The 23,371-nt window shown below is 51.8% G+C and carries 18 protein-coding genes, 2 tRNA genes and 3 rRNA genes; 3 read left to right on the top strand and 20 right to left on the bottom strand.

Going from position 1 to position 23,371, the window contains the following annotated elements:
- Positions 1 to 2: 2 nt before the first annotated feature.
- Positions 3 to 800 (bottom strand): thermonuclease family protein, encoded by a 798-nt coding sequence (locus tag PL263_RS08430; protein ID WP_278212591.1) that lies wholly within the window; start codon positions 798 to 800, stop codon positions 3 to 5.
- Positions 801 to 842: 42 nt separating this feature from the next.
- Here PL263_RS08430 and PL263_RS08435 point away from each other — a divergent pair, with 42 nt between their 5' ends.
- Positions 843 to 1,403, top strand: coding sequence for a DUF1415 domain-containing protein (locus tag PL263_RS08435; protein ID WP_278212592.1), 561 nt, complete (start codon positions 843 to 845; stop codon positions 1,401 to 1,403).
- Positions 1,404 to 1,493: 90 nt separating this feature from the next.
- Here PL263_RS08435 and rrf read toward each other — a convergent pair.
- The 18 genes from rrf to cutA all read right to left on the bottom strand — a co-directional run bounded on the left by rrf (position 1,494) and on the right by cutA (position 20,214).
- Positions 1,494 to 1,609, bottom strand: a 5S ribosomal RNA gene (rrf, locus tag PL263_RS08440).
- Between the two features lie 162 nt (positions 1,610 to 1,771).
- Positions 1,772 to 4,665: ribosomal RNA gene (locus PL263_RS08445) — 23S ribosomal RNA — on the bottom strand.
- A 341-nt stretch (positions 4,666 to 5,006) separates the two neighbouring features.
- Positions 5,007 to 5,082 (bottom strand) — tRNA-Ala (locus tag PL263_RS08450).
- 108 nt (positions 5,083 to 5,190) lie between these two features.
- Positions 5,191 to 5,267, bottom strand: a tRNA-Ile gene (locus PL263_RS08455).
- Positions 5,268 to 5,327: 60 nt separating this feature from the next.
- A 16S ribosomal RNA gene (locus tag PL263_RS08460) occupies positions 5,328 to 6,863 on the bottom strand.
- The 16S, 23S and 5S rRNA genes sit together here with 2 tRNA genes alongside, the layout of an rRNA operon.
- Positions 6,864 to 7,298: 435 nt before the next feature.
- The gene (locus PL263_RS08465; protein ID WP_278212593.1) at positions 7,299 to 8,270 is read right to left on the bottom strand and encodes a GDP-L-fucose synthase; all 972 of its coding nucleotides are present in this window, start codon (positions 8,268 to 8,270) and stop codon (positions 7,299 to 7,301) included.
- 7 nt (positions 8,271 to 8,277) lie between these two features.
- Positions 8,278 to 9,399, bottom strand: a complete 1,122-nt coding sequence (gene gmd / locus PL263_RS08470) for a GDP-mannose 4,6-dehydratase (protein ID WP_278212595.1) — start codon at positions 9,397 to 9,399, stop codon at positions 8,278 to 8,280.
- Positions 9,400 to 9,485: 86 nt separating this feature from the next.
- Positions 9,486 to 11,093 carry a VPLPA-CTERM-specific exosortase XrtD gene (gene xrtD / locus PL263_RS08475; protein WP_278212596.1) on the bottom strand — a complete coding sequence of 536 codons (1,608 nt, stop codon included), beginning with the start codon at positions 11,091 to 11,093 and terminating at the stop codon, positions 9,486 to 9,488.
- Positions 11,094 to 11,279: 186 nt separating this feature from the next.
- A complete protein-coding gene (locus tag PL263_RS08480; RefSeq protein ID WP_140912187.1) occupies positions 11,280 to 11,807 on the bottom strand; it encodes a hypothetical protein in 528 nt (175 codons plus the stop codon).
- Positions 11,808 to 12,002: 195 nt separating this feature from the next.
- On the bottom strand, positions 12,003 to 13,199 hold the full coding sequence (locus PL263_RS08485) for a class I SAM-dependent rRNA methyltransferase (protein ID WP_278212597.1): 1,197 nt from the start codon (positions 13,197 to 13,199) through the stop codon (positions 12,003 to 12,005).
- Between the two features lie 6 nt (positions 13,200 to 13,205).
- Positions 13,206 to 13,619, bottom strand: coding sequence for a DUF3426 domain-containing protein (locus tag PL263_RS08490; protein WP_278212598.1), 414 nt, complete (start codon positions 13,617 to 13,619; stop codon positions 13,206 to 13,208).
- 228 nt (positions 13,620 to 13,847) lie between these two features.
- Positions 13,848 to 14,732 (bottom strand): 50S ribosomal protein L11 methyltransferase, encoded by an 885-nt coding sequence (prmA, locus tag PL263_RS08495; protein WP_278212599.1) that lies wholly within the window; start codon positions 14,730 to 14,732, stop codon positions 13,848 to 13,850.
- A gap of 57 nt (positions 14,733 to 14,789) precedes the next feature.
- Positions 14,790 to 16,133 (bottom strand): acetyl-CoA carboxylase biotin carboxylase subunit, encoded by a 1,344-nt coding sequence (accC, locus tag PL263_RS08500; RefSeq protein WP_140912175.1) that lies wholly within the window; start codon positions 16,131 to 16,133, stop codon positions 14,790 to 14,792.
- 20 nt (positions 16,134 to 16,153) lie between these two features.
- The gene (gene accB, locus PL263_RS08505) at positions 16,154 to 16,597 is read right to left on the bottom strand and encodes an acetyl-CoA carboxylase biotin carboxyl carrier protein (protein ID WP_278212602.1); all 444 of its coding nucleotides are present in this window, start codon (positions 16,595 to 16,597) and stop codon (positions 16,154 to 16,156) included.
- Positions 16,587 to 17,048: a type II 3-dehydroquinate dehydratase gene (gene aroQ / locus PL263_RS08510; protein WP_140912173.1), complete on the bottom strand. Its 462-nt coding sequence runs from the start codon at positions 17,046 to 17,048 to the stop codon at positions 16,587 to 16,589. Before aroQ ends, accB begins: the two co-directional genes overlap by 11 nt.
- Positions 17,049 to 17,162: 114 nt before the next feature.
- Complete coding sequence (locus tag PL263_RS08515) at positions 17,163 to 17,693, bottom strand: TlpA disulfide reductase family protein (protein WP_278212604.1); 531 nt, start codon at positions 17,691 to 17,693, stop codon at positions 17,163 to 17,165.
- Positions 17,690 to 19,915 (bottom strand): protein-disulfide reductase DsbD, encoded by a 2,226-nt coding sequence (locus PL263_RS08520; protein WP_278212605.1) that lies wholly within the window; start codon positions 19,913 to 19,915, stop codon positions 17,690 to 17,692. Before PL263_RS08520 ends, PL263_RS08515 begins: the two co-directional genes overlap by 4 nt.
- Positions 19,897 to 20,214 (bottom strand): divalent-cation tolerance protein CutA, encoded by a 318-nt coding sequence (gene cutA, locus PL263_RS08525; RefSeq protein ID WP_278212606.1) that lies wholly within the window; start codon positions 20,212 to 20,214, stop codon positions 19,897 to 19,899. Before cutA ends, PL263_RS08520 begins: the two co-directional genes overlap by 19 nt.
- A 70-nt stretch (positions 20,215 to 20,284) precedes the next feature.
- Between cutA and PL263_RS08530 the strand changes: the two genes are divergently transcribed.
- Positions 20,285 to 20,722 carry an FxsA family protein gene (locus PL263_RS08530; protein WP_278212607.1) on the top strand — a complete coding sequence of 146 codons (438 nt, stop codon included), beginning with the start codon at positions 20,285 to 20,287 and terminating at the stop codon, positions 20,720 to 20,722.
- Between the two features lie 52 nt (positions 20,723 to 20,774).
- On the opposite strand, the gene PL263_RS08535 is transcribed toward PL263_RS08530, so the two are convergent.
- Complete coding sequence (locus PL263_RS08535; protein ID WP_140912168.1) at positions 20,775 to 21,029, bottom strand: DUF2892 domain-containing protein; 255 nt, start codon at positions 21,027 to 21,029, stop codon at positions 20,775 to 20,777.
- A gap of 103 nt (positions 21,030 to 21,132) precedes the next feature.
- Here PL263_RS08535 and uvrD point away from each other — a divergent pair, with 103 nt between their 5' ends.
- Positions 21,133 to 23,295: a DNA helicase II gene (gene uvrD, locus PL263_RS08540; protein WP_278212608.1), complete on the top strand. Its 2,163-nt coding sequence runs from the start codon at positions 21,133 to 21,135 to the stop codon at positions 23,293 to 23,295.
- The last annotated feature ends 76 nt before the right edge of the window (positions 23,296 to 23,371 follow it).

Raw genomic sequence — 23,371 nt, forward strand, 5'->3', positions numbered from 1 at the left:
TGCTACGGCTCGGCTCGAATGTCGGCGGGATGCCTGACAATCACGTAGAAGCGGTCTCTGGAACGCTTTACCCAGCCACGCACCTCGACGTTTTTTCCAATATAACTTTCCAAGGCTGTAAATAACGGCAAGGAACTTGGCTCGATGGAGACCGAGACCTTATCGCTGAATAACAAATAACTATGCTTTACCGTTTGTTTGAGCGAAATTATCTTGCCGGTCACCCGTTTCCATCCTTGGTAATTTGACTGATCCAACCGCTCAACGGGAGTTGGGCTATAGGCCGCATCGGACCATACACCAATATTGCCGCGTTCCGCTTCCTCCTGCGCGGCCAGCAATTCGTTAACATATCTCAGGTTTGGCGGGTGAATATTGACAGTCGCTAATCCCCGCTTCACCAACTCGACGTTGATCAATTGTTTATTTTCGTTAAATACATAAGCCAGAGTACGTTGATATTTATCCTGTTTTTCCACATCGCCCTGCAGGAATACCTTTCGTTGTTCCAGCTTAAGCCGCAACCATTGTTTGGCCTGTTCACCTCCAGCTTCCGCGGATTTGATGCGGCCAGCGATTTCCGGCGTATTTATACCTAACAACCTAACTTTGCGGCCGTCATCTAATAGAATAGTATCGCCATCAAACACCTTCTCAACCCGGTAGTAGCTTATCCCCGGATCAATATGCATTACTTGGGCATCTTCATGATGCCGATCCGAGAAATGGCTACGGCCGTGAACGTCTGTCCAACGATAGACTTCGGCGCCAGCAATTACTGGCACCAGTAACGCGAGCACGGACCAACACCCAATTTTTATTGTTTTACGCATACTATGGATATGTCTACTAACCAACAGATAATCGCTGCGACTGAAGCGTGGATTAAATCATTCGTAATAGCCTACAACATTTGTCCCTTTGCAAATCGAGAGCAGCAGCGTAACAGCATTCGTTATCGAGTAGAAAATGGCAATAACGTCGAATCTTGCCTGAACGCGGTTATACAAGAATGCATGCATCTCGATACTCACTCAGAGACAGAAACAACCTTGCTAATTATCACCAGACAGCTCGACAACTTTTACGACTATCTAGACGTATTGGCAATTGCCGAGCAATTATTGATTGATCAAGGATACGAGGGAATTTATCAAATAGCCAGTTTTCACCCGCATTATCGGTTTGCCGATAGCGGCGAAAACGATCCCGATAACTATACGAATCGATCACCGTACCCAATGTTGCATCTAATTCGAGAAAGCAGCATCGAAAGCGCCTTAGCGTCATATCCTGATCCGGCAAGCATACCGGAACGGAATGTGAAGTTGACTAGACAATTAGGCCTAAAGAAACTGCAAAACATTCTTCGCGACTGCCTTGAATCAACTACTTCGGAATGAGCCGCAGAAAGTGCCAAGTGTTACAGTAGAATTGTGTGAGAAGAATATGGGCAAAAAAAAGCCCGTCTGAGACGGGCTTTATGTTTAAGAGCTTGGCGATGACCTACTTTCACATGGCAACCTGCCACACTATCATCGGCGCTAAGCGGTTTCACTTCCGAGTTCGGGATGGGATCGGGTGGTTCACGCTTGCTATGTTCACCAAGCAAACTGGTTAGGCTGTTGTTGCAGCCGTCATGCACAGGTTTCAAGCTTATTCGCTTGCCGGCTTTCGCCGTTAACCTGTTTTTCATGGAAATCTGTAGCGAGTTTGTCGTTCTCAGTTTGTTATCAGCAGTCAACTGCTACCCAAACGCATTGGGTGTTATATGGTCAAGCCTCACGGGCAATTAGTACACGTTAGCTACGCCCATTACTGGACTTCCACACCGTGCCTATCAACGTCGTCGTCTCCAACGGCCCTTCAGGGGACTTAAAGTCCCAGTGAGATCTCATCTTGGGAGGGGCTTCCCGCTTAGATGCTTTCAGCGGTTATCCTGTCCGAACGTGGCTACCCGGCAATGCCATTGGCATGACAACCGGAACACCAGAGGTTCGTCCACTTCGGTCCTCTCGTACTAGAAGCAGCTTCCCTCAAATCTCAAACGCCCACGGCAGATAGGGACCGAACTGTCTCACGACGTTCTGAACCCAGCTCGCGTACCACTTTAAATGGCGAACAGCCATACCCTTGGGACCTGCTTCAGCCCCAGGATGTGATGAGCCGACATCGAGGTGCCAAACACCGCCGTCGATATGAACTCTTGGGCGGTATCAGCCTGTTATCCCCGGCGTACCTTTTATCCGTTGAGCGATGGCCCTTCCATACAGAACCACCGGATCACTAAGACCTACTTTCGTACCTGCTCGACTTGTCCGTCTCGCAGTCAAGCACCCTTATGCCTTTGCACTCATTGCCTGATTTCCGACCAGGCTGAGGGTACCTTCGTGCTCCTCCGTTACTCTTTGGGAGGAGACCGCCCCAGTCAAACTACCCACCAGACACTGTCCCTAATCCAGATAATGGATCGAGGTTAGAACTCCAAACATACCAGGGTGGTATTTCAAGGATGGCTCCACAAGAACTGGCGTTCCTGCTTCACAGCCTCCCACCTATCCTACACAAGTAGGTTCAAAGTCCAGTGTCAAGCTATAGTAAAGGTGCACGGGGTCTTTCCGTCTAGCCGCGGGTACACTGCATCTTCACAGCGATTTCAATTTCACTGAGTCCCAGGTGGAGACAGTGTGGCCATCGTTACGCCATTCGTGCAGGTCGGAACTTACCCGACAAGGAATTTCGCTACCTTAGGACCGTTATAGTTACGGCCGCCGTTTACTGGGGCTTCGATCAAGAGCTTCTCCGAAGATAACCCCATCAATTAACCTTCCAGCACCGGGCAGGCGTCACACCCTATACGTCCACTTTCGTGTTTGCAGAGTGCTATGTTTTTGCTAAACAGTCGCAGCCACCGATTTTTTGCAACCGCCTTACGCTCCATCCGCGAGGGACTTAACTTATCAACGGCATACCTTCTCCCGAAGTTACGGTATCATTTTGCCTAGTTCCTTCACCTGGGTTCTCTCAAGCGCCTTAGAATTTTCATCCCACCCACCTGTGTCGGTTTAGGGTACGGCCACTAGTAACCTGAAGCTTAGAGGTTTTTCCTGGAAGCAGGGCATCTATCACTTCGCGTTTCTTTCGAGACACTCGTCATCACATCTCAGCATAAAGCACCCCGGATTTGCCTAAGGTACATGCCTACTTGCTTAAACGGCCACTTCCAACCGACCGCTGATATAGCCTTCTCCGTCACCCCATCGCAGTTACTACTGGTACAGGAATATTAACCTGTTTTCCATCGACTACGCATTTCTGCCTCGCCTTAGGTGCCGACTAACCCTGCGTCGATTAACGTTGCGCAGGAAACCTTGGGTTTACGGCGAGGGGGTTTTTCACCCCCTTTATCGTTACTTATGTCAGCATTCGCACTTCCGATACCTCCAGCCGACTTCTCAATCGACCTTCGCAGGCGTACGGAACGCTCCTCTACCACTCACGCAAAGCGTGAATCCGTAGCTTCGGTACTATGCTTAGCCCCGGTGAATCTTCCGCGCAGACCGACTCGACCAGTGAGCTATTACGCTTTCTTTAAAGGGTGGCTGCTTCTAAGCCAACCTCCTGGCTGTCTGTGCCTTTCCACATCGTTTCCCACTGAGCATAGATTTGGGGACCTTAGCTGACGGTCTGGGCTGTTTCCCTTTTCACGACGGACCTTATCACCCGCCGTGTGTCTCCCGTGCTGAAACTTGCTGGTATTCGGAGTTTGCATCGGGTTGGTAAGTCGGGATGACCCCCTAGCCGAAACAGTGCTCTACCCCCAGCAGTTATACACGAGGCGCTACCTAAATAGCTTTCGAGGAGAACCAGCTATCTCCGAGCTTGATTAGCCTTTCACTCCGATCCACAACTCATCCCCTACCTTTTCAACGGGAGTGGGTTCGGTCCTCCAGTGTGTGTTACCACACCTTCAACCTGGTCATGGATAGATCGCCCGGTTTCGGGTCTACACCTTGCGACTAAACGCCCTATTAAGACTCGGTTTCCCTACGCCTCCCCTATTCGGTTAAGCTTGCCACAAAATGTAAGTCGCTGACCCATTATACAAAAGGTACGCAGTCACCCCACGAAGGGGCTCCCACTGCTTGTACGCATACGGTTTCAGGTTCTATTTCACTCCGCTCTCCGCGGTTCTTTTCGCCTTTCCCTCACGGTACTGGTTCACTATCGGTCAGTAAGGAGTATTTAGCCTTGGAGGATGGTCCCCCCATATTCAGTCAACGTTTCACGTGCGCCGACCTACTCGATTTCATGCTGAAGACGTTTTCGTGTACGGGGCTATCACCCTGTATCGCCGGACTTTCCAGACCGTTCCACTAACGTCATCAACACTTAAGGGCTGGTCCCCGTTCGCTCGCCACTACTAAGGGAATCTCGGTTGATTTCTTTTCCTCCGGGTACTTAGATGTTTCAGTTCTCCGGGTTCGCTTCAGTGAGCTATGTATTCACTCAAAGATGACGAGGTTATCCTCGCCGGGTTTCCCCATTCAGACATCTCCGGATCACAGGCTGTTTGCCGCCTCCCCGAAGCTTTTCGCAGGCTACCACGTCTTTCATCGCCTCTTACTGCCTAGGCATCCACCGTATGCGCTTATTCACTTGACCATATAACCCGAATACGTCTGCTTTTACTTCGCTTCCGATTTTCATCTTCGGCTTCGTTAGGCTTACGATTTAAGTTATTTGTCAGCTGACATGTTCGCTGATGTTGCTTGAGAACGACTTGCTATTTACTTTCGGCGCTTATCTTTCGATAATCACTTCCGATAAACCGCAACTCGTTTCAGTTTTGATCGTTTCCGATCAAGACTTGGTTACAGATTTCCATATTGTTAAAGAGCGTATTGATCTAAGGATCAATTCTATAAAGCCTGTATTCAAGCATTATAGAGCTGATCGCCTTCACGGATACGTTGGACGCGGGCACTTGGCTTGCCTCTGGCGAGTGGTGGAGCCAGGGAGGATCGAACTCCCGACCTCCTGCGTGCAAGGCAGGCGCTCTCCCAGCTGAGCTATGGCCCCGAAAACAGTCAAAAGACTAAAGCCGAAATCGTCAAGATCAAAACAGCAATCCGACGAATGTCTTTTGCGTGTTCAGTTGCCTTGTTGCTTTCGTCTTGCTTTTCGCGTTGGTGGGTCTGGGAGGATTTGAACCTCCGACCTCACCCTTATCAGGGGTGCGCTCTAACCAACTGAGCTACAGACCCAGGTGCGTCTTTCAATCGAAATAATTTGTTGTGGATACGTGTAACGGGATTCTGTCTTTGTAAGGAGGTGATCCAGCCCCAGGTTCCCCTAGGGCTACCTTGTTACGACTTCACCCCAGTCATGAATCACAAAGTGGTAAGCGCCCTCCCGAAGGTTAAACTACCTACTTCTTTTGCAACCCACTCCCATGGTGTGACGGGCGGTGTGTACAAGGCCCGGGAACGTATTCACCGCGGCATTCTGATCCGCGATTACTAGCGATTCCGACTTCACGCAGTCGAGTTGCAGACTGCGATCCGGACTGGGACCGGCTTTGTGGGATTTGCTTGACCTCACGGTTTCGCTGCCCTCTGTACCGGCCATTGTAGCACGTGTGTAGCCCTACCCATAAGGGCCATGATGACTTGACGTCGTCCCCACCTTCCTCCGGTTTATCACCGGCAGTCTCCCTAGAGTTCCCGACATTACTCGCTGGCAACTAAGGATAAGGGTTGCGCTCGTTACGGGACTTAACCCAACATTTCACAACACGAGCTGACGACAGCCATGCAGCACCTGTCTCTCGGTTCCCGAAGGCACCAAGTCATCTCTGACAAGTTCCGAGGATGTCAAGGGTAGGTAAGGTTCTTCGCGTTGCATCGAATTAAACCACATGCTCCACCGCTTGTGCGGGCCCCCGTCAATTCATTTGAGTTTTAGCCTTGCGGCCGTACTCCCCAGGCGGTCAACTTAATACGTTAGCTCCACTACTAAGTTCTTTAAGAACCCAACAGTTAGTTGACATCGTTTACGGCGTGGACTACCAGGGTATCTAATCCTGTTTGCTACCCACGCTTTCGTACCTCAGCGTCAGTTTGAGTCCAGAGAGCCGCCTTCGCCACTGGTGTTCCTTCAGATCTCTACGCATTTCACCGCTACACCTGAAATTCCACTCTCCTCTACTCAACTCTAGTTATCCAGTATCAAATGCAGTTCCCAGGTTAAGCCCGGGGCTTTCACATCTGACTTAAACAACCGCCTACGCACGCTTTACGCCCAGTAATTCCGATTAACGCTTGCACCCTCCGTATTACCGCGGCTGCTGGCACGGAGTTAGCCGGTGCTTCTTGTATGGGTAATGTCAGTCTACCGGGTATTAACCGATAGGTATTCCTTCCCATTGAAAGTGCTTTACAACCCTCAGGCCTTCTTCACACACGCGGTATTGCTGGATCAGGCTTTCGCCCATTGTCCAATATTCCCCACTGCTGCCTCCCGTAGGAGTCTGGGCCGTGTCTCAGTCCCAGTGTGGCTGATCATCCTCTCAGACCAGCTACGGATCGTCGCCTTGGTAGGCCTTTACCCCACCAACTAGCTAATCCGACATAGGCTCATCTATTAGCGCAAGGCCCGAAGGTCCCCTGCTTTCATCCGTAGATCGTATGCGGTATTAGCGTGAGTTTCCCCACGTTGTCCCCCACTAATAGGCAGATTCCTATGCATTACTCACCCGTCCGCCACTCATCAAAGGTGCAAGCACCTTATCAGCGTTCGACTTGCATGTGTTAAGCATACCGCCAGCGTTCAATCTGAGCCATGATCAAACTCTTCAGTTTAATTTTGGTTTGTCGCTAAGAAAGATTAGCGACCAATCTTGACTCGATTACAGAACGTAATTTATAAGCTTAAATTGACGTGGTCTGTACCGATAATTTCTAACAGAAATCGATCGCTACACATACCCACACAAATTATTTCGATTCAGTTTGTTAAAGAGCCAGAGCGTTTCACCCTGTTGAGCCGACATATTCTACAGCAATCAGAAGTCATGTCAACCACTTTTTTCAGCGACTTTCGATTCAAACCTCCAAATCAAAAGCCACCAACTTACCAACCCCAAAACAACAGAGCCAGCAAGCCCACCACCAACCCAGGATTTAACCTTCAAATCCCCAAGCCGTCAGCAGTGAAGAGCCGCTCATTCTAGCCATAACCCACCACTCTGTCAACACTTAACTTAATTTTAGCCGTTAAGGTGCGGCGAGAGACGGCTAATGACTCTTAAAGTGCCCCTGATGAGCCAAAAACCATTTATAGGTAGCGCTTAGACCTTCTTCCAAACCAATCTTGGGCTCCCACCCCAAAGACTTCAGTTTGGATACATCCATCAACTTACGCGGCGTACCGTCAGGCTTACTTGTGTTCCAACTAATTTCGCCCTGAAAACCGACGACTCGACCGATAGTCTCTGCCAGTTCTCGAATAGTCACATCCGTACCAGTGCCAACATTCAAATGCGACAACATAGGCTCGGTGCAAGACTTGTATTCCGCCTCGGATAAGCCCATGACGTGTATACAAGCCGCCGCCATATCATCGACATGTAAAAACTCGCGCATAGCCTTGCCAGTTCCCCACACCTCGACCGTCTGAGCATTGTTTATTTTTGCGTCGTGAAATTTCCTGACCAAGGCCGGAATAACGTGGCTGTTCTCCAAATGAAAATTATCATTCTCACCGTATAGGTTGGTCGGCATGACCGAACGGTAATCAACACCATATTGGCGATTGTACGATTCGCACAATTTGATCCCAGCGATTTTGGCAATGGCGTAAGGTTCGTTGGTCGACTCCAGCACTCCGGTTAGCAACGCCTCCTCCCGCATAGGCTGCTCCGCAAACTTCGGATATATGCAAGAACTGCCTAAAAACAAAAGTTTACGACAATTCGCCAACCAAGCGGCATGGACGACATTAGCCTCAATCATCAAATTCTGGTATATAAATTCAGCCGGATACTCATTGTTGGCATGAATACCGCCAACCTTGGCGGCAGCTAATACCACCCAATCGGGTTTCTCGGACGCCAAAAACTCGCGAACAGCGGCTTGATCAGTCAAATCCAATTCCGCATGGGTTCGAACCACAATATTCTGATAGCCGGCATCCGATAACTGGCGATATATGGCCGATCCAACCATACCGCGATGACCTGCCAGATAAATTTTCGAATTTTTATCCATTACAAACCTACTCCCTACTTACGGCTACACTATACCCTTGCTTTTTGAGTAAGGCATGCTTCTGCGCCTGCTCCAGATCATACGCCACCATTTCCGCGACCATTTCTTGCAGCGTAATTTGCGGCACCCAGCCCAACTTGTTTTTGGCGTTAGCTGGATCGCCCAACAAGGTTTCAACTTCTGCCGGTCTGAAATAACGGGGATCAATCGCCACGATGTTTTGGCCGACCGTCATTGCCGGGGCTTTGTCGCCGGCAATAGTCTCGACAAACCCTTTTTCGCTAACGCCTTTACCCTCCCAGCGAATGGTTACCCCTAATTCTTTAGCTGACATTTCGATGAATTGTCGCACCGAATATTGCACACCGGTAGCGATTACAAAATCTTCCGGCTGTTCCTGCTGCAGCATCATCCACTGCATCCGCACATAGTCCTTAGCATGCCCCCAGTCACGCATAGAGTCCATATTGCCCATGTACAAGCATTGATCCAAACCAATGGCTATATTGCTAAGCCCTCGGGTAATTTTCCGAGTTACAAACGTTTCGCCACGACGTGGCGACTCATGATTGAACAGAATACCGTTGCAAGCATACATACCATAGGCTTCGCGGTAATTGACAGTAATCCAGTAAGCATACAGCTTAGCCACCGCATAGGGCGAACGAGGATAAAACGGCGTCGTTTCTCTCTGCGGGATTTCTTGGACCAAGCCATATAACTCGGAAGTCGATGCCTGGTAAAACCGAGTAGTTTTCTCCAATCCTAAAAACCGAATCGCTTCCAACAACCTCAGGGTACCTATTGCATCGACGTCGGCCGTATATTCGGGAGACTCAAACGATACAGCAACATGGCTCATCGCCCCCAAGTTGTAGACTTCGTCGGGACGGATCTCACTGAGAATCCGCGTCAAATTCGAAGTATCGGTTAAGTCGCCATAATGCAAAAAAAACTTCGGATCTTTGATATGCGGATCTTGGTAAATATGATCGACGCGCTCAGTGTTAAAAAGCGAAGAACGTCGCTTGATACCGTGCACCTCATAGCCCTTTTCCAATAAAAACTCAGCCAGATACGACCCGTCCTGGCCGGTAATTCCGGTAATCAACGCTTTTTTAGTACTCACTTAAAGCTCCTTTTCTGTAGGACAACATTCGAAAAATCCAATTTAGATTCAGCCACTTTAAAACCGACGCGGCTGTTCTTGCTGAATCAACCTGAAGTAGAAAGATTTGTAGCTGGAACTATCGTTTTCCCAGGCAAATAATTTCCTAACTCAGGTAATAAATCGCGCAAAAAACTTTGCAAGCGACTGTCGGCCAACGCTATGTCTTCAGCCGTATTCACCGGAGTGACTAATCTTACCAACGCCCCGTCCGTCCGATTCATCATAATAGCATCGTAGAATAGGTACCATTTGACCATGTATTCGTTAGTTATCGTTCTACCCCGTTGTTGAAACCAAAAATATACCAATTGGCGACTGTCGCCTTTTTGAATAACAGCCCGGTTCAATTCAAGCGAATGGCCGTCCAACGCAAATTCAGGAAACTCTTTCTGACCGTAGCTGATGATCTGCCAACCGTCGCCCGGAATACAACTGCGCGGCGAATGCACCGCAGCGCCTTTACGCTGAGACTGATAGTAAGCGCTGTAAAAATTGACGCTACTTTGGGTACCAGGCTGATTGAAATTGATAATTACGTAATCGGTGAGTTTCAACTCGTTCAGATAGAACTGGCTTAAATAATCATTGCGACCCTGCCAATCGCCTAGCTTAGTCGGAAAATTTAAGAACGCTTTGCGCTGCGGGATTACATCTTCCCTGCCTCTGGACATTTCCGCGAAACTGGCTCCGATAACAAGCAATATTGCAACTACAAATACCGAGCGATTCAATTGTCCGACGGAAAAACCAATGGCCGGAGCCATCCCCCATTCCGCGGGGATCTGCACCAATTCACCGAATGCCAACTTTCTGCCGCTGATCCGACTAAAAATCCACATCTCGATGAACAACAGCACCATACACAACAGAAATACAGCCCAACCTTCAAAATCGTGCAAAAAGCCTTCCGCCATCTCAGTACCCCAATTATCGACCAACACACCAATCACGCCGATACGGAAACTGTTCATGAGGATAGTCAACGGCATGGCCGACAAAAAAATCAGCAGCTTCTGCCAGAACGGCCCTTTAAACAGATACGCGCACAAGAACGCCAAACTGGCCAGGGGGAACAAATAGCGCAAACCACTGCAAGCATCAACCACTTGCAACTTATAATTGCCCAAGTCGATAACGTTACCTTCCAGGTACACCATGATGTCACAAGCCCGAATAAATTCCACACCGAGCCAAGACGAAATCAACTGCAATTTCGATGAGAGGTTATTTAAAATGAACTGAGGAAAGGGCACCATGAAGATTAGGAACATTAACGGTACCGCAGACGTCCTAAGCCCCTGGAATCCAAAAGCAGAGATGAATACGCCAACCAATACAATCAGAAAGGCGTATTGTTCCATCGTCTTGATTGTCGCCAGACCACCCAATATAAAAATCAGTAGGCCCAAAACAATCACAGCCAACCCGGGCGTCGATTCTCTGACGTTTTGTGTCAAGCTCAGCTCGCTACGCCGCATCCAGATCAGATAAACCGTGATACACGGAATGAAGAAACCGTGGCTATACTCCTCAACGTTAGTCCAGGTGTTAACCATTTCGGCCAAGCTGTCGCGAAAGACCAAACACAGCAGCAAAAAAGCCGCCCCCCAACAAGACCACACAACGGCCGCTCTAGTATTCTCTGTATTCATTCCGTGTCGACAATAAGAATTGGTTTTTAGACTCTGTAGGTTATGAGAGTTTGCGGCTAATGAATTTAACCAGCCTTCTCAACCACCCATCCCGGTCAAGTGCCGAAAAACTATATAACTCCAGCACCAGACCGACCCGCCATTATCCCTGGGCCGGATTAAGGCACTGTGACAATCGCGGAACCACTAGGCATCCGGGTCGGCGGTAAAAATCGGATTGCTTTTATCCTCTTCATGCAACTTGGCCTTCTCTTCCGGGTAAATGTGCCAAAAAGACTGATCAATAGCACCTTGGGTATAGCTGTTCTTACGATCATGGGTAAACGGGCACCACCAATTTTCCACCACTTTCACCATGTAGGCATGCCATTCAAACAAACCCACGCTGTAAGGGCAATACCAAGTGCAATTTAAAATCCAAAATAGCTTGGACTGCGACATACTCAACTTGAACGAGCCGTCCATCGTAATCTGGCTTTTCAGATCATAGCGATGACTCGATCTGGCCGGCAAAAAATCGCCCCAGGTTTTCACATTTTGCGCACCGACCAATTTCAGACTGAAGTAGGTGAGATAAGCACTGGCAATGACAAAAGGCAAAGTCAGAATCGGTAAGTAGATGAACAACAAACCGACGGCCCTGGACCACACCGGCATCTGTTTATGATGGCAACCGATATTGACGCGGTCTGTACACGATTCGCAGGCTTTTATGCCCCCTTGGGTAGTCATGTTTGTTTCTCCTCTGTTGTCGTTATTATTATTTGCTCGGCATTGAGCAATTGAAAAATGCTGCGACAGCCCTCGCAGCAGAATTTTTTCGGCCCTTGCACGGTATTCAACTTGAATCCGCCAATCAACACCGGCTGCCCGCACAGATCGCAGCCCGATTTCTGCGCCGGCATCTGGTCAGATACGTGCGCTAACCGCGCAAAAGAACGCTTTCAAATATTCGGTTTCGGCCATCGCCGGATGTATCGGATGGTCCGGGCCTTGGCCACCGGCGGCAAAAAACACCAAATGCCGATCAATATGCCGTGCCGACGATCGCAAAATTTCTTGAAGATTTTCCCGACTCAAATGGTGAGAACAAGACGCCGAAACCAAAATACCGCTACCGGACAAGACCTGTAACGCCAAATGGTTCAAGCGTCGATAAGCTTCATAACCGGATTTGAAATCTTTCTTGCGTTTTATCAACGCCGGCGGATCCAATATGATGACGTCGAACTGTTCGCGTTGCTCTCGAGCCTGCTTTAAAAACTCAAACACATCGCTGCGCACAAAACGCATTTTACCGGCGACACCGTTTAACTCGGCGCTGGCTTCGGCCAGTTTCAACGCGCTTTCAGAGCTATCGACGCAACAGACTTCGGTCGCCCAGCCCATTGCTGCCGGAATGCCCCAGGCCCCGGCGTAACTGAACAAATCCAGCACCCGCATGCCACCCACCAACTTTGCCAGCCGGGCACGGTTCTCCCGGTGATCGTAAAACCAGCCCGTCTTTTGACCCTCGGCAACATTCACCAAAAATCGGGAACCGTTTTCCTCAACCACCAAATGCTCCGGCAATTCGCCAAAAACCAACTCTGGCACTAGAGACAAGTTTTCAAGCTGGCGTTGGCCGGTATCATTTTTCAACAGTACCGCTGTCGGTTCAGCCAACTCGCATAAAACCTTGACCACTAAATCCTTGTGCCGCTCCATGCCGGCCGTGGTGATTTGCACCGACAATACCGAACCGAACCGGTCCACCACCAAACCAGGCAGACCATCGCTTTCGCCGAACACCCAGCGGTAAAACGGTTTGTCGAACAAACGCTGACGCAGATTCAGCGCCTGGCTCAGCCGCGATTTGAAAAAACTCTCGCCGATTTTCAGATTGCTTTTACGCGTCAACAACCGCGTGCAAATCAAAGCATTGGGATTGACATAGGCTAGTCCGATCGGCTTAGCCTCGGCATCGCATACGGTAGCCAAGTCGCCCGGACTAAATTGCTCCAGCGGTGAACGCCGGCAATCGACCTCATTGCTGAACACCCATAAATGGCCTTGGCGCAAACGCTTGTCTTCGTTCTTTTTCAGAAACAGTTCGGGATAACTCATGCTCATTTACGATAACTTAAAAACATAACCGCCCACCTGAGCCGCAGGTGCGACGATATGCAAGCGAATCGGCAATGTCTGGTCCGGCTTTAGCGCAGCGACACCGGCCAGTTGCGACAATGAAAAAGCCCGCTCCGCAATCGCTTGGCCGTTAAAGCCGAGCAGAGTCAGCCTTAACATCGTACCTTCCTGCGACAAAACGGCATGATTGGTGATTGCCGCGCTGAAAACGTAACTATTGTCGGCTTGGCGCTGTAAATCGGTATGCGATACCGATAACTCAAGGTCATTGTTATAACCGGGAGGTCGGCAACCGACCATTCCGCACAAGCGCTGCCAATTCGCGGCAACGGTAGGCAAGCGGTAGAGTTTTTCGCCTTCGAAATAAAAAACTTGAGCGAGCAATACAGCTAATGCCATCGCGCCAGCCCATCGCCAGCCCTTGAAACTTGACTGTCCTGGTTTCGCAACGATCCCATTTGGCTCTCTAGAACAATCCGACGCTTCGCTGCCGTCCTCGCTTAACTCTGCCAGACCGTCGAAACGCTGACCGCAACTCGAGCAGGTCAACAATCCTCGCTGCCGACGCAATTGCCCGACCGTTACGGCTTGTGGTGCTTGGCAATTCGGACAAAGGGTGAACATTCGTCAACCGGGCTTGCAAACATCTAGCCGACACCAATCTTCACGACTCACCGGTTCGGCAACCGACAAACCGAGCGCGCGGTAGGCGTCGGCCACCACTTCGGCCTGTTCGTTCAAAATCCCCGATAACACCAGTTGGCCGCCGGGTTTGACCAACTCGGCGATCACAGGCGCCAATTCGACTAACGGTTTGGCCAGAATATTGGCGAGCACCACATCCGCGGCAAACGCCGAGAACTGTTCCGGCAGATAATAGCTGATCCGGTCTTGCACCCCGTTCTTCTCGGCATTGTAACGGCTGGCAGTCAAGGCCTGCGGATCGATATCGATGGCGTGCGCGTATCCGGCGCCCAATAACAAGCCCGCTACCGCCAATATGCCGGAACCGCAACCAAAATCGATCAAGACTTTGCCGTTAGATTCGTGACTAGCCAGCCATTCCAGGCACAAGGCCGTGGTGGGGTGGGTTCCGGTCCCGAAAGCCAACCCCGGATCCAAGGTCATGCACACCGTATCCGGCTCCGCTCTCTCCTGCCCACTGGGACAAATCCAAAGCTTGCCGCCGAACTTCATCGGCTGAAAATGCTCCATCCACGCCCTTTCCCAAGCCTGATCCTGCAACACTTCTGCCGACCACTCCTGCAAAGGTTGACCGATGAATTGATTGAACAACAGTGACTGCACGATATCCGGATCCGAGTCCAATTCGAACAGTGCCGTCACCCGCGTGCGGCTCCAAACTTTGGTTTGGTCGATAGCCGGTTCGTAAACCGGCTCGTCTTCCGCATCGCTATAGGTTACCGAAACCGCTCCCAATTCGGAAAAGAAGTCCGAGATTTCCGGAGCAGTGGTTTCGTCGGTTACGACCGAAAGCTGATGCCATGCCATAAACAAGCCCTGACTGGAGAATTAAACGGCGTACGCTTTGCCTTGGCCATTTACGGCTTAGTGGATGCCCAGTTTCTTTTCCAAATAATGGATATTTTGTCCGCCCTGAGCAAATGCCGCATCTGCCATGATGCTTTGCTGTAGCGGAATATTGGTTTTGATGCCGTCGATCACCATTTCGCTCAGCGCCGTCTTCATCCGGGCAATTGCGCTGGCTCGATCATCGCCGTGCGCGATCAGTTTACCGATCATCGAGTCGTAATACGGCGGCACCCGATACCCGTTATAAATATGGGTCTCGCAACGAATTCCCGGACCGCCCGGCATATGGAATTGCTCGATCAGGCCCGGACTCGGCATAAAGGTTTTCGGATCTTCGGCGTTCAAGCGACACTCGATGGCATGGCCGGTGAACGTAACCTGCTCCTGAGTGATAGACAAAGGCTCGCCGGCGGCAATTCGCAACTGCTCCTTGACGATGTCGAAACCGGTAATCATCTCGGTGACCGGATGTTCGACCTGGACCCTGGTATTCATCTCGATGAAATAAAATTGGCCTTTTTCGTATAGAAACTCGAAAGTTCCGGCCCCCAAATAACCGATTTCCCGGCAAGCCTTGGCACAACGTTCGCCCATCAGCTGACGCTGTTCCTCGGTGATGCCCGGCGCCGGTGCTTCTTCGACTACCTTTTGGTGGCGGCGCTGCATCGAGCAATCGCGTTCGCCCAAATGGATGGCATTGCCGTGCGAATCGGCTAAGACTTGAAACTCGATATGGCGCGGATCCTCCAAAAACTTCTCCATATACACCGTACTGTTGCCAAATGCGGTACCGGCTTCGGCCTTGGTCATCGCAATCGCGTTCAACAAGGTGCTTTCGGTATGCACTGTGCGCATGCCCCGGCCACCGCCGCCGCCCGCAGCCTTGATAATCACCGGATAACCGATTTCCCGCGCCATTTTTAGGTTGGTTTCGTCGTCGTCGCCCAATGGGTCGCCGTTACCGGGAACGCATGGAATACCGGCCGCTTGCATCGCTTTCTTCGCAGAGATTTTATCGCCCATCATCCGAATGGTATCCGGCTTGGGCCCGATAAATACAAATCCGCTCTGACTGACTTTTTCCGAAAAATCGGCATTTTCCGACAGAAAACCGTACCCAGGATGAATCGCCTCGGCATCGGTAACTTCGGCAGCACTGATGATGGCCGGGATGTTCAAATAGCTGCCGGAAGAAGCCGCCGGGCCGATGCAAACCGCCTCGTCGGCCAAACGCACATGCTTCAGGTCTCGGTCCGCTTCGGAATAGACCGCCACAGTTTTAATACCCAACTCGCGGCAAGCCCGCAAAATGCGCAATGCAATCTCGCCACGATTGGCGATAACAATTTTTTCAAACATAAGCCAAGCCTCGAAACAGGTTATTCGATAATGAATAGAGGCTGGCCGTATTCGACCGGATGACCGTTCTCCACCAGTATCTGCTTAACCTTGCCGCTTTTGTCGGCTTCGATCTGATTTAGAATTTTCATCGCTTCAATGATACACAGGGTCTGACCAACGCTAACGCTTTGACCGACTTCGACAAACGCAGCCGATCCGGGCGAAGCGGAACGGTAGAACGTGCCGACCATCGGCGATTTGACGGCGTGGCCGCTGATTTTCTCTTCCGCCGGAGCCGCAGCGGGCGCCGCCGCTGCAGGAGCCGGTGTAGCCGCTACCGGCGCCGGAGCCGCATATTGCATCGGCGTAGCCGCGGAGTAGCGGCTGATGCGTACCGACTCTTCGCCTTCGCTAATTTCTATCTCAGCAATATCGGATTCTTCGATAAGATCGATTAATTTTTTTATTTTTCTAATATCCATCGTTCTGAGTTCTCTCTTGTAATAACTGATGAGCGGCTTGAACAGCCAATTCGTAACCGGTAGCCCCTAATCCGCAGATAACGCCGACGGCGATATCCGAAAAATAAGAATGTCTTCTGAAAGGCTCGCGGGCATGCACGTTCGATAAATGAACTTCTATGAATGCAATCTTGGTAGCCAGCAGGGCATCGCGAATCGCCACGCTGGTATGGGTAAACGCAGCAGGATTGATGATGATAAAATCGACACCTTGCCGGTAAGCTTGATGAATCTGTTCGACGATTTCGTGTTCGGCGTTGCTCTGCCAAAAACTCAGCTGATGCCCCAACGACCGCGCCAAACTCTCAACGCTGCCCTGGATATCCTGCAAAGTTTTGCTGCCGTATAACCCCGGTTCCCGAACGCCTAACATATTTAAATTGGGTCCGTTCAGAACGGTAAGGATCGCCATGAAAATATCGAACAAGAAAGAATCAAATAAAGCGAAATTCTGCCTAATTCGCAGGTTTTTGTCCAGATAAACCGCTTTCTAGCCGTCTAAGCAACGCTTTCCCTGTATTTGGCGTTAATTAGGCTGCAGTAGCGGCTCAATGACTTCCAGAATTTTTTCCCTGGACAATTCGCCTAATTGGCGGTGCACGATTTTGCCTTGCGGATCGACAATCACGGTAAACGGCACGGTATTGATCAAGTTACCCAAGCGCTGCGCCAACATCGCCGCGTCCTCGCCGCCGATCAGCAGCGGATAATTGACCTTCACCCGACTCTGGTAGCCCAACACCGGCTGCTTATCTTCCAGGGCAATACCGACAAATTGCACGCCGCGATCTTGATATTCGGCCTGCAATTTAACGAACTCGGGGATCTCCTTCAAACAGGGAGGACACCAGGTCGCCCAAAAATTGACCAGCAAAATCTTGCCGCGCCATTGCGCTACCGACTGCGGCACGTCCTGCAAATCCGGCAGACTAAAATTCAACTCCGGTCCGGGCTCGGTTGTTGCAGCCGGGGCTTGCTCCCGGTACCCGTAAAAGGCGATACCCGCGACGACGGCCATTAACGCGACCAAACAAAAAACCAGTATTTTCGGCTTCATAATTGCTGCAAAGTGTTCAAAAAAGTGGCGGCATCCTGATAGCCGATCACGCGCATGCCGCTACGCTCATGGCCATCTGCGCCGAAGAAGATAATGCCGGGCGGCCCGATCAGATCGAAGCGTTTCAACAAGGCCTGGTCCGCTTCGTTGTTGGCTGTGACATCGGCCTGCAACAATACGGTATTGGCCAAGCGTTGTTTTACGCGCGGATCGGTGAAGGTATAAGCCTCCATCTCTTTACAGGACACGCACCAGTCCGCATAAAAATCCAACATCACGCTACGGCCGCTGGCGGCGGCTTGCTGTATCCGCTGCTCGAGTTCCGGCAGGTTCGCCACTCGCTCAAAGCGCAGCCCCTCCGGTTCGGACTTCGAGCCACCACCGCCAGCCAAGCCTTGCAGCGGCTGCAATGGATTGGAATTGCCGGCGCTCAAGCCGATCAGTTGTAAAATGCCGAACACCAGCATGACCAACCCCAGGCCTTTCCATAACTTGCGCCAACCGCCGGCGGCTTCCGGCAATGGCTCAATCGCGCCTAGATAGATAGCCGGAATCACCAACAGCAAAGCCCACAACAGCATCGCCACGGAGGCCGGCAAAATACGCGACAGCATCCAGACCGCCACCGCCAACATCACCACACCGAACACGGCCTTGGTCGAATTCAGCCAACTGCCGGATTTAGGTAACAACTTGCCCGCCGACGCACCAAGCAACAACAACGGCGCCCCCATGCCCAAACCCATCGCGAACAGGGCCGCTCCGCCCAGCACCGCATCGCCGGTCTGGCCGATGTAGATCAATGCCGCTGCCAACGGCGCCGCCACACACGGCCCGACGATCAGCGACGACAAAGCGCCCATGATTGCCGCCCCCCAATAAGAACCGTCTCGATGGCGATCGCTAGAGCGATGCAGCATGGTTTGAATCGACTTGGGCAATTCCAAATTGTAAAAACCGAACATCGACAAGGCCAGCAACACGAACAAGCCGGAGAAGGTCGCAATCACCCAGGGCTCTTGAAACGTTGCCTGCAAATTGCTGCCGAACAGCGCGGCCAGAATGCCGAATGCGGTGTACATCAACGCCGAGGCCAAGACGTAACTCAAAGACAACAAAAAACCTTTGCGCACGCTGACCTGATGGCCGTGACCAACGATAATCCCGGACAAAATCGGGATCATCGGAAACACGCACGGGGTAAAAGCCAGCAGTAAACCGAAGCCGAAAAAGCTGAGCAAGGTTAACGCCAGACTGTCGTGGCGCAAAGCATTGACGATCCGATCTTGCTCCGACTCCGGCGGATTGGCTGCCGCCGGTTCAACCGGTAACGAACCCGCCTCCGGCAAATCCAGACTGACCGTCTGCTGCATCGGCGGATAACAGACGCCGCGGTCGGCACAGCCCTGAAATTTTGCCAGCAATTGGACGGTTTCGGCCGCCGATTGGCCGCGTATTAACGGCACATCGACATTCACCTGGTTACGGTAGATCTGCACCTGGCCGAATTCGGCATCGTGGTAGGCATCGCCTTCCGGCAGCGGGAGTTTGCCCAATTGCGCCGTCGTCGGCGCCTGTAGCGTCAGCGACAATTTGTCCTTGTACAGGTAATAACCGTCCGCAATCAGCCACGAGGCCTGCAGGGTATGCCCATCCTTGACGCTGGCAAAAAACCGGAAGGCTTGTTCGGCCGGCAACAAGTCTGCGGAAAATACATTGGCCGTCAAACCTTTCAAGCCCTTGACGAATTGTTGCACCGTTTCGCCGCCGACGACCGCCGTCGTTGGCGCTGCCGGCAAACCGATATCCAGCACCACTTTTTGCGGCGGGTAGCAAACGCCGGCGTCGGCACAGCCTTGATACTTCACCAGCAGTTTGAGCTGAGGCAAACCCTTGTCGTTTACCAGCGGCAACCCTACCTGCAACGAATTGCGGTAGACCACGACATCGCCCAGGCTGGGATCGTGTTCGCTAGCACCTTCGGGCATTTGCGCCTGACCCAGCACGATGCCCTCGGTCTGCGACTGAAACTTGGTCTTGTCCCGGTACAGGTGGTAACCGTCGGCGATCTGCCAGTTAAGCTGGACACTATTGCCGCTTTGAGCGCTTGCGCTTAATTTAAACGCCTGCTCCGCCGGCAAAAAATCCTGGCTGTCTTCAGCCGCGACCAGCGATGACAACGTGACTAAAACCCAGAAAAAAATCAAACGCCAATCAAACATGAATTTATCCATTGCAAATAATCCTGAGACCCGCGTTCAATGTCGAGCGCGATAATTTCCGGAACTTCATAAGGGTGGAGTTTTGTCACGGCAGCTACGATTGCCGGATAACGGTCCTGCCGACTCTTGATCAGCAGCAAATGTTCCTGAGCGGTTTCTATTTGGCCTTGCCATTGGTAAACCGAACGGACGCCGGGCACGATGTTGACGCAAGCCGCCAGCTTTTCGGCGATGAGCGCATGCGCCAAATTTTCGGCGCAATCCGCATCGGGACAGGTACAGAGTATCAATTGGTACATCGCGATATTATCCTGGAATTTCTACTGGGATGCTCTTAGTATTAGCCGCTTTTTTCCCGGCCAACTCACCATGAAAATCATGCACGCCCTGTTTCTGACTTTTCTGATCGTACCGTTTTTGGAGATTTACCTGTTGTTGCAGGTCGGTAGCGTCATAGGCACCTTTCCGACCGTGCTTTTGGTGGTGTTGACCGCGACCCTGGGAGCATGGCTATTACGGCAACAGGGCTTTGCAACCTGGAACCGGTTCCAGAACGGTTTGAGACAAGGAGAAATTCCGGCTTATGAAATGGTGGAGGGCCCGGTCTTGTTGGTCGGTGGGGCCTTATTACTGACGCCGGGATTCTTTACCGACTTATGCGGCTTCGCCTGCTTGATTCCGGCAGTCCGGCGAAAAATAGCCGATTATCTGATCGAGCGGCATTTATCCACCACCCAGGCTGGTTCGATATTCCGACACACTGCCCGCGACCGGTCTGTGATTGACGGCGAATACGAGAAACACTGAAAAATGACAGCAGCCTGAATTCGCGCTATCGCGAATTCAGGCTGCCCCGCATTTATTGGCCGTTGTCGGTGCTGGCATCGGTGGCGGCAAAACCGCCGCTCAGCGTGTTTTTTCCAAAACCTGAATACGCCGGGCACCAGCCGGAGTAGCTGGTGGCGACCAACACCAAACCGACCAGCAGCATTAACACGCTGGCGGTAAACAAAGACACGCTCAGCAAAACCACTCCTGAAACCATGCGCACTTTTTTGTCTTTATCGCCGATGTTGTGCTCAAACTTGACCAAACGTTTATAATCGAAGCTCATTTCCAATCCTCTCTGTGTTGTATTTATTTAGTCCTGACGCAAGGCTCTCCCTTTAAAGGCAAGCAAATATACACAGCTCCCCGAAATCTGCAAGCTATAAAAAATGGATGTCTCTTCTATCATTGCCCCGTTAAACGACCAGCAACGTCTGGCCGTTTCGGCCCCTTCCCAAGCCATGCTGGTGCTGGCCGGCGCCGGTAGCGGCAAAACCCGGGTGCTGGTACACCGCATCGCCTGGCATATCAAGATCAACCACGTCTCGCCCTACCACATCCTGGCGGTAACCTTTACCAACAAGGCCGCCAACGAGATGCGCGGCCGGATCGAGGATTTGCTGAACACCTCTGCCCGCTCGATGTGGATCGGCACTTTTCACGGTCTGGCCCACCGCTTGCTCAGACAACATGCCAAGCAAGCCAAACTGCCGGAAACGTTTCAAGTGATGGACAGCGACGACCAATTGCGCATCGTCAAACGCCTGATCAAGAATCTGAACCTGGACGACAGCAAATGGCCGCCGAAGCAAGCGCAATGGTTCATCAATGGGCAAAAGGACGAAGGCATCCGCGCCCGCCACATGCAGGACAGGGGCGATTTTTACCTGCGGCAGATGCGCCAGATCTATTTGGCTTACGAGGAACTGTGCGATCGCTCCGGCTTGGTCGATTTCGCCGAACTGCTGCTCCGCGCCCACGAACTGCTGCGCGACAATGCCGATTTATTGAGCTTTTACCGCGAGCGGTTCCAGCAAGTCCACGTCGACGAGTTTCAGGACACCAACACCATCCAATACGCCTGGCTGCGATTACTGACCGAAGGCAACAACAACCTGTTCGTGGTCGGCGACGACGATCAATCGATTTACGGCTGGCGCGGCGCCAAAATCGAAAATATCTACGCCTTCCAAAAACACTATCCGCAACATGGTGTGATCCGCCTGGAACAGAACTACCGCTCCAGCGGCCACATTCTGAAAGCCGCCAACACGCTGATCGCCAACAACGACAACCGGATGGGCAAGGAATTGTGGACCGACGCCGGCGACGGCCACGCTCTGGCCTTGTACTCGGCGTTCAACGAACAGGACGAAGCCTATTTCGTCGTCGAAAAAATCCGGCAATGGGTGCGCGACGGCGGCCTACGCAGCGAAACGGCGATTTTGTACCGTTCCAACGCCCAATCCCGCCAGTTCGAAGAACGTTTGATGACCACCGCCACCCCATACCGGGTTTACGGCGGCCTGCGCTTTTTCGAACGGATGGAGATCAAGAACGCCCTCGCCTATCTGCGTTTGTCCAGTAACCCGCACGACGACGCCTCGTTCGAACGGGTCGTCAATACGCCGACCCGCGGCATCGGCGCCAAAACCCTGGACGACATGCGACTCCTGGCCCGCGAAAAGCAATTGTCCTTGTGGCAGGCGGCGCAGGCCATGCTGGAACAAAACCAGTTGCCGGCCCGTGCCGCCAACGCGCTGCGCGGCTTCATGAATCTGGTGCTTGAGCTGGGCCGGGCTACACAAGATTGGAGTCTGCACGAAACCGTCAAACATATCGTCGAAACCAGCGGCCTGATCGAACTGTATAAAAAGGAAAAGCAGGATAAAGGCGAAGCCCGGTTGGAAAACCTGGAAGAGTTGGTCAACGCCGCCCGATTGTTCGACTATGATCGCGATAATGCGGAAAACCTGTCTGAGCTGGACATGTTTCTGGCCCACGCCGCGCTGGAAGCCGGCGAAATGCAAGGCGAAGCCGACGAGGATTGCGTGCAGTTGATGACGCTGCATTCCGCCAAGGGCCTGGAGTTCAAGCTGGTGTTTCTGGTCGGCATGGAAGAAGGCCTGTTTCCGTCGCAACAGGCACTGGACGATCCCGGCCGGTTACAGGAAGAACGCAGACTATGCTATGTCGGCATCACCCGCGCCATGCAACAACTCTATTTGACCCACGCCGAATCGCGCCGCCTGTACGGCAAAGACAGCTATCCGCGGGCCTCGCGCTTTTTGCGCGAACTGCCGCAGGAATCGATACAGGAAATCCGCTTGCGCGCCAACGTCACCCGCCCTGCCGCCGCTGCGCCGTCGGCATCCGCCACTCTGGGCGGCGGCAGCTTCAAACTCGGCCAAACCGTCCGCCACGAGAAATTCGGTGAAGGCGTCGTGCTGCAAACCGAAGGCGAAGGCGATCAAGAGCGGGTACAAATCAATTTCCGCAACGCCGGCTTGAAGTGGCTGATGTTGGCTTATGCCAAATTAGACAGGCTATAAGCGATTTTGCGGCAGAATTGATGCCAACGCCTGGTCAATTTTAGTTCGGAAGAAGCGTTAATTCCGGCATCGGTAC

The sequence above is a fragment of the Methylomonas sp. EFPC3 genome (genome assembly GCF_029643245.1).
Taxonomy (GTDB): domain Bacteria; phylum Pseudomonadota; class Gammaproteobacteria; order Methylococcales; family Methylomonadaceae; genus Methylomonas; species Methylomonas koyamae_B.